The sequence below is a fragment of the Nocardia sp. JW2 genome (genome assembly GCF_051843015.1).
Taxonomy (GTDB): domain Bacteria; phylum Actinomycetota; class Actinomycetes; order Mycobacteriales; family Mycobacteriaceae; genus Nocardia; species Nocardia coubleae.
In genome coordinates this window covers 104,950-111,294 of the sequence record NZ_JBPXLK010000021.1, presented here as the reverse complement: position 1 = coordinate 111,294, position 6,345 = coordinate 104,950, and the positions used below count along the sequence as shown (strand labels likewise).

Genomic DNA, 6,345 nt, shown 5'->3' with positions numbered 1-6,345 from the left:
CCCCCAGGGGCCGCGCTCGAGCGCGCCAGCGCTCCAAAAATACAGCCCAATACCTTTGTGGTGCACAAAACACCGAGCGCTTTAGCCCACCATCCTCAGTACTCCAAATAACTCACCCGTCGAGGTAGATCGTCACACTCTCGATACGCGAAGAGCCCGGCGCGAAATCCACGAACACCACCCCACCCGACTCCCCCGTCCGCACACTGACACTCACCGTCCGCCCGGCCGCGATCATCTTGTCCCACTGCATAGACCGCACCATCTCACCGAATTCCGCAGGGCTCAACGTGTCCCCCGACGCCACCCGCACGCTCGCCCGCCCGAGCAACTCCTGAACCGGCCCCGAGTCCCCACGAGCCGCCGCGACGAACAACCCCCGCACGATCCGCTTCCCGTGCCCACCCACCCCACGCAACGCCCGCATCATCCCCATCGCCCCACCCACCCCGAGCTCCCCGACCAGCCGCGGACCGAGTTTCGCCCCCGCGAGCACACCGGCCGACCCGGTCCGCATCAACCGCGCGACCATCACCCCCAACTCCCAGTGCGCGGCGAGCCGGATGATCCGCCACCCACCATCGGACGCCACCAGGTCGTAGCGCAGATGCATCGGCACGACAACGGTCGCGCCCGTCGACATGGTCGTCTCGATGTGCAGGTCGCGCACCACCGTGTGCCCGGCGACGATGTCGCGCTCGACGCGAAAGGCGATGGTGTTGGGCGCGATGAAGACGTTGTAGAAGCGCGAGATCGCCTCGGGCCCGATGTGCGCGCGCGAGCCGTAGGGGTCGTGCACCGCCGCCTGCTCGGCGAACAACCCGACCCAGGCGGTCTTGTCGTGGGCTGCCACGGCGCGCGGGGATGCCAGCACCGCCGCCAGCAGGTCTTCAGCGGTCCGGTCGAGCGGCATCTGCGTCCTCCATTGTCGCGTTTCCCCTGCGCGATCCATGATAGAACGTGTTCTAGTTTTGCGTCGGCGATCGTGCCGGACGCCTGGACAGAGGATCTCGATGGACTGGTACACCGGGAACACGACCTACGACACGGTGCTGACCATCGCGTTCGGCTTCGCCGCGTTCGTCATCGTCGGCGGGCTGTTCGCGCAGAGCCCGTACGGCCGCTTCGCCTCGAACGCGGTGGGCTTCAATCTGAATCCGAAGCTGGGCTGGTGGCTGATGGAGTTGCCCGCGACCGTGGTGTTCGCGGTGTTCTACCTGAGCGGACCCGACCGCTTCGAGCCCGTCCCGCTGGTGCTGGCCGCCATCTGGGTGCTGCACTACGGCAATCGCGGCTGGTTCTTCCCGCTGTCGATCCGGCAGGTGCCGGGCAAGAAGAGCACCTTCAATGTGTCGGTGGTCGGAGCGGGCGTGTTCGTGACGGCGCTGCACGGCTATCTCAACGGCGCGTTCTTCAGCAACGACTACAAGAACCAGTACGGCACCGCCTGGCTCACCGACCCGCGTTTCCTGATCGGGCTGGTCGTGTACCTTGGCGGGTTCGTGCTGCTGGTGCGGTCGGAGTCGATCGTGCGGAATCTGCGGGACAAGAACGACCCGGGCGCCGCCGAGTACCGCGTCCCGCACGGCGGCGGTTTCCGCTTCGTCAGCAGCCCGGCCTATCTCGGCGAGCTGATCGCGTGGGCCGGTTTCGCACTGCTCACCTGGTCGTTGGCCGGTGTGGCGATCTTCTTGATCACCGCTGGCAACCTGGTGCCGCGCGCCTTTGCGACACACCGTTGGTATCGCGAGAAGTTCGCCGACTACCCCACGAACCGGAAAGCCTTGATCCCCGGCGTGATCTGAGAACGGCCGGTGACCCCGGTGGGTCACCGGCCGTTTGCACTTAGTTCTTGGGGAACTTCAGCTGGGACAGGTCGATTCCCTCGAGACCGGGCGGCAGTTGGTCGAGACCGGGCGGCATCTGCGAGAGATCCATCCCCGGCGGCATACCGGCCGGCATACCGGGGAACCCACCGCGCATCTTCGGCGGCGTGGGCCCGCGCCCACCCTTCTTGCCCTTCTTACCCTTCTTGGTGTTGCCGCGGCGCCCGCCGGGCAGACCCATCTGACGGCCCATCATGGCCATCATCTTCTTGGCCTCGAAGAACCGGTCGACGAGCTGGTTGACCTCGGAGACCTGCACGCCCGAACCGTTGGCGATGCGCAGCCGGCGGGAGGCGTTGATGATCTTCGGGTTGTCGCGCTCGGCGGGGGTCATCCCGCGGATGATGGCCTGCACGCGGTCGAGCTGCTTGTCGTCGACCGCCGCGAGCGCGTCCTTCATCTGACCCGCGCCGGGCAGCATGCCGAGCAGGTTGCCGATCGGGCCCATCTTGCGGATGGCGAGCATCTGGTCGAGGAAGTCCTCGAGAGTGAGCTCACCGCTGCCGATCTTGCGTGCGGTCTCCTCGGCCTGCTTGGCGTCGTAGACCTGTTCGGCCTGCTCGATGAGGGTGAGCACGTCGCCCATGCCGAGGATGCGCGAGGCCATCCGGTCGGGGTGGAAGACGTCGAAGTCCTCGAGCTTCTCACCGGTGGAGGCGAACATGATGGGCGCGCCGGTGACATTGCGCACCGACAGCGCGGCACCACCGCGCGCGTCACCGTCGAGCTTGGTGAGCACGACACCGGTGAAGCCGACACCGTCGCGGAAGGCCTCGGCGGTGCTCACCGCGTCCTGACCGATCATCGCGTCGAGCACGAAGAGGGTCTCGTCGGGGTTCACGGCGTCGCGGATGCCCGCGGCCTGGCGCATGAGTTCTTCGTCGATGCCGAGGCGACCGGCGGTGTCGACGATGACCACGTCGTACTGCTTGGCCTTGGCCTCTTCGATACCGCCCGCGGCGACCGCGACCGGGTCGGCGGCGGTGATGCCGAGCGGGTTCTCGCCACCGCCGATGGAGGTGCCGCCGTGCGGGGCGAACACGGGCACGCCCGCGCGCTCACCGACGACCTGCAGCTGGGTGACGGCGCCGGGACGCTGGAGGTCACAGGCCACGAGCAGCGGCTGGTGGCCCTGGCCCTTGAGCCATTTGGCGAGCTTGCCCGCGAGGGTGGTCTTACCGGCACCCTGCAGACCGGCCAGCATGATGACCGTCGGCGGGTTCTTGGCCAGGTTGAGGCGCCGGGTCTCACCACCGAGGATGGCGACGAGTTCCTCGTTGACGATCTTGACGACCTGCTGGGCCGGGTTGAGCGCCGCGGAGACCTCCGCGCCCTTGGCGCGTTCCTTCACATTGGCGATGAACCCGCGCACCACGGGCAGCGCCACGTCGGCTTCGAGGAGGGCGAGGCGGATCTCGCGCGCGGTGGCGTCGATGTCGGCCGGTGACAGCCGCCCCTTACCGCGCAGATCCTGCAGTGCACCGGTAAGCCGGTCGGACAGGGATTCGAACACCGATCGCGCTCCTGATCTGAAAGGGACCTCTATTGCCCTCCCAGGGTAATGGGTGTTATTCCCCGGAGCGCACGTGCGGTGGCGCGGTGCGGCGCAATTCGTGGTTCTCGATGTTGACCAGGTACACCGCCTCGCGCCCGGTGAGGCCGAGCTCACGCGAGAGCGCCTCGATCCGGTTCCACTCGGATTCGGCGGAATCGGTGTGGTGGGCGGTGGTCGAGGCGATGGTCATCGCGGCCAGGGCCTGAGCACCGGTGAGGGTGCGGCCCGGCAACCACGAAACCACCCACAGGTCACCGCCGACGCAGCGCGCGATGTGCGCGGTCGCGTCGCTGGTCATCATCGATGCGGAGACGACTTCGATAGCCACGGATCAGCTCCCCTCGAACGAGTGACAGCCGGACCTTTCGAATGCTATAGGTCGTGTTTCGACTTATCGGGCAGCGAGTAACCAATACGTAGCAACCCGATAGCAATCGGTGAGTAAACCGTGTCCTAACGTTTCAGGCGTCCGAACCGATGTCGGTGGGCTGCGGCGGGGGTGCCGGGCGGGGAACCACGTCCAGAACGGCCTTTTCGATCCGTTCGCGCAGGACGGGGCTGTCGGCGTCACCGAGTTCGAGGCAGAACGCGTCGACCACGGCCGTGCCCATCGTGACGACCTTGGCCCAGCGCACATTCGCGCCCGCCGCGGCGAACGCGCCCGCGAGCCTACTGAGCAACCCGACCCGGTCCTCGGCGCGCAATTCCAGGATCACCTGTCCCGGTGCGGGTGCGGACTGCCAGATCAGGCGTGGCTGGGCGCGCGCGTAGCGGCCGACGGTCTCGGTCTCGCGTTTCGCCAGCGCCGCTTGCAGATCCAGCGCACCGCTGATGGCCCGGATCAGTTCCTGGCGGAGCAGACCCGCGTCGGGTGGGTCGCCGAACTTGGGGGTGACGACGAAGGTGTTGATCGCCGATTCGCCCACCCCGCCGAGCGAGGCCGACAGCACCCGGAGCGAATGCAGCGCCAGCACGCCCGCCGCGTCGGCGAGCAGACCCGGCTCGTCGGGCGCGATGACGGTGACCACGTGGGTGTGTTTGCCCTCCCCCGCGCTCAGCGTCACGTGCACACCGCCGGCTTCCGCCTTGGCGACCAGGTCGGGGTCGATCGGTTCCGGTTGCGGCAGCGGCTCTCCCGCCATCACCAGCCGGCATCGGCGAACCAGTTCGCCGATCAGCGAGGCCTTCCAGTCGCCCCACACACCGGGACCGGTCGCCATCGAGTCGGCTTCGGCCAGGGCGTGCAGCAATTCGAGCAGACCCACGTCGCCGCCGAGCGCGTCGACCACGTGGCCGACGGTGGCCGGGTCGTCGAGGTCGCGCCGCGTGGCGGTGTCGGGCAGCAGCAGATGGTGGCGCACGATGGCACTGAGAGTTCGCACGTCCGAGGGCCACAGGCCGAGCCTGCGCCCGATGTGGGTGGCCAGTTCGGCGCCGACCACGCTGTGGTCGCCGGTGCGTCCCTTGCCGATGTCGTGCAGCAGCGCGCCGAGGATCAGTAGATCGGGACGGGCCACGCGGGTGCTGAGTCCGGTGGCGTAGGCGACGGTTTCCATGAGGTGGCGGTCGACGGTCCAGGTGTGCAGCGCGTCGCGCGGTGGCAGGTCGCGGACCGCACCCCATTCGGGAAAGAGCCTGCCCCACAAGCCTGTTCGGTCCAGGGCCTCCACCGCGTCGATCGCGCCGCGGCCCGCGCCGAGCAGTACGAGCAGGTCGTCGAGTGCGTCCTTGGGCCAGGGTTCGCGCAGTTCGGGGGCGTCTTCGGAGAGCCGGTTGAGGGTGGTCGCCGACATCGGCAGTCCGGTCTGGGCCGAGGCGGCGGCGACGCGCAGGATCAGGCCGGGGTCGCGTTGCGGGCGGGCGTCGCGGGCGAGGACCACCTCACCGGCGTGCTCGACCACGTCTTCGTCGAGCGGACGGCGCACCGGGAGGCGGCGCAGCCGGGCCAGTCCGCGCCGTGGCAGCGCGTTCGCGGCGGTGCGCAGACCCACGTCGGTCGAATAGCTCACCGTGCGTGCCGAATCGGTGAGGGTGCGGGCCAGGTCGAACCGGTCGCCGATGCGCAGGGCGGCACCGATCTCGTCGGCGTCCTGTGCGCGTAACTGGTCGCGGGCGCGGCCGGCCACGCGGTGCAGCTCGGTGCGCACGTCGAGCAGGCGGCGGTGCGCCTGTTTCAGGCCGCCGCCGGGCACCTCGGGGCCCAAACCCGGTACGGCGTCGGTCAATTGGGCGATGGCGAGGGCGTCGAGCAGCTGGATGTCACGCAGCCCGCCGCGACCGTTCTTCAGATCGGGTTCAGCGCGGTGGGCGATCTCGCCGCTGCGCTGCCAGCGGGTGTTCGCCTGCGCGATGAGGTCGTCGAAGCGGGAACGGATGCCGGTGCGCCATTCCCGGCGCACCCCACCGATGAGCAGGTTGCTCAGATCCTCGTCGCCGACGATGTGGCGGGCCTCGAGCATGCCGAGCGCGGCGATGGTGTCGTCGGCGGCCACCCGAAGCGCCTGCGGCACCGTGCGCACGCTGTGGTCGAGTTTGATGTGGGCGTCCCACAGGGGATACCAGAGCTGATCGGCCACCTCGGCCACCACGGACTGGTCGACCCCGTCGTGCAACAGCACCAGATCGAGATCGGAATAGGGCAGCATCTCGCGCCTGCCGAGCCCGCCGACGGCCACCAGGGCCAGCCCACTGTCGGGGGTGATGCCGAGTTCGTTGCCCTTGCTGGTGAGCCACAGGTCGAACAGGTCGACCAGCGCCGCGCGCAGCGCCTGTGGGTCGAGCCGCGGATTACGGGTGCCCGCGCCTTCGAGCAGCGCCGCTCTGGCCTTCACCAGGTCGGCCGCCGCGTTGTTCTGTGTTCCACCCTTGCGCTGTTCCACTGCCCCACCACCCATTCATGCGGGC

At 68.6% G+C, this 6,345-nt stretch carries 5 protein-coding genes; 1 reads left to right on the top strand and 4 read right to left on the bottom strand.

The window, feature by feature from the left end; genetic code table 11:
• Positions 1–112: 112 nt before the first annotated feature.
• A complete protein-coding gene (locus ACSVDM_RS24600; RefSeq protein ID WP_439268231.1) occupies positions 113–913 on the bottom strand; it encodes a nuclear transport factor 2 family protein in 801 nt (266 codons plus the stop codon).
• 100 nt (positions 914–1,013) lie between these two features.
• On the opposite strand from ACSVDM_RS24600, the gene ACSVDM_RS24595 reads away from it, so the two are divergent.
• Complete coding sequence (locus tag ACSVDM_RS24595; RefSeq protein ID WP_439268229.1) at positions 1,014–1,805, top strand: 3-oxo-5-alpha-steroid 4-dehydrogenase; 792 nt, start codon at positions 1,014–1,016, stop codon at positions 1,803–1,805.
• A 40-nt stretch (positions 1,806–1,845) separates the two neighbouring features.
• On the opposite strand, the gene ffh is transcribed toward ACSVDM_RS24595, so the two are convergent.
• The 3 genes from ffh to ACSVDM_RS24580 form a co-directional block, all read right to left on the bottom strand.
• Entirely contained in the window at positions 1,846–3,399 is a 1,554-nt protein-coding gene (gene ffh, locus ACSVDM_RS24590; protein ID WP_067493421.1) for a signal recognition particle protein, read from the bottom strand.
• A 55-nt stretch (positions 3,400–3,454) separates the two neighbouring features.
• Positions 3,455–3,769 carry a hypothetical protein gene (locus ACSVDM_RS24585; protein ID WP_225279181.1) on the bottom strand — a complete coding sequence of 105 codons (315 nt, stop codon included), beginning with the start codon at positions 3,767–3,769 and terminating at the stop codon, positions 3,455–3,457.
• A gap of 133 nt (positions 3,770–3,902) precedes the next feature.
• Positions 3,903–6,335, bottom strand: a complete 2,433-nt coding sequence (locus tag ACSVDM_RS24580; protein ID WP_439268227.1) for a [protein-PII] uridylyltransferase — start codon at positions 6,333–6,335, stop codon at positions 3,903–3,905.
• Positions 6,336–6,345: the final 10 nt, after the last annotated feature.

Coding starts and splice junctions, on each gene's coding strand:
- ACSVDM_RS24600 (WP_439268231.1), bottom strand. CDS start 913: ATGCCGCTCGACCGGACCGCTGAAGACCTGCTGGCGGCGGTGCTGGCA.
- ACSVDM_RS24595 (WP_439268229.1), top strand. CDS start 1,014: ATGGACTGGTACACCGGGAACACGACCTACGACACGGTGCTGACCATC.
- ACSVDM_RS24580 (WP_439268227.1), bottom strand. CDS start 6,335: ATGGGTGGTGGGGCAGTGGAACAGCGCAAGGGTGGAACACAGAACAAC.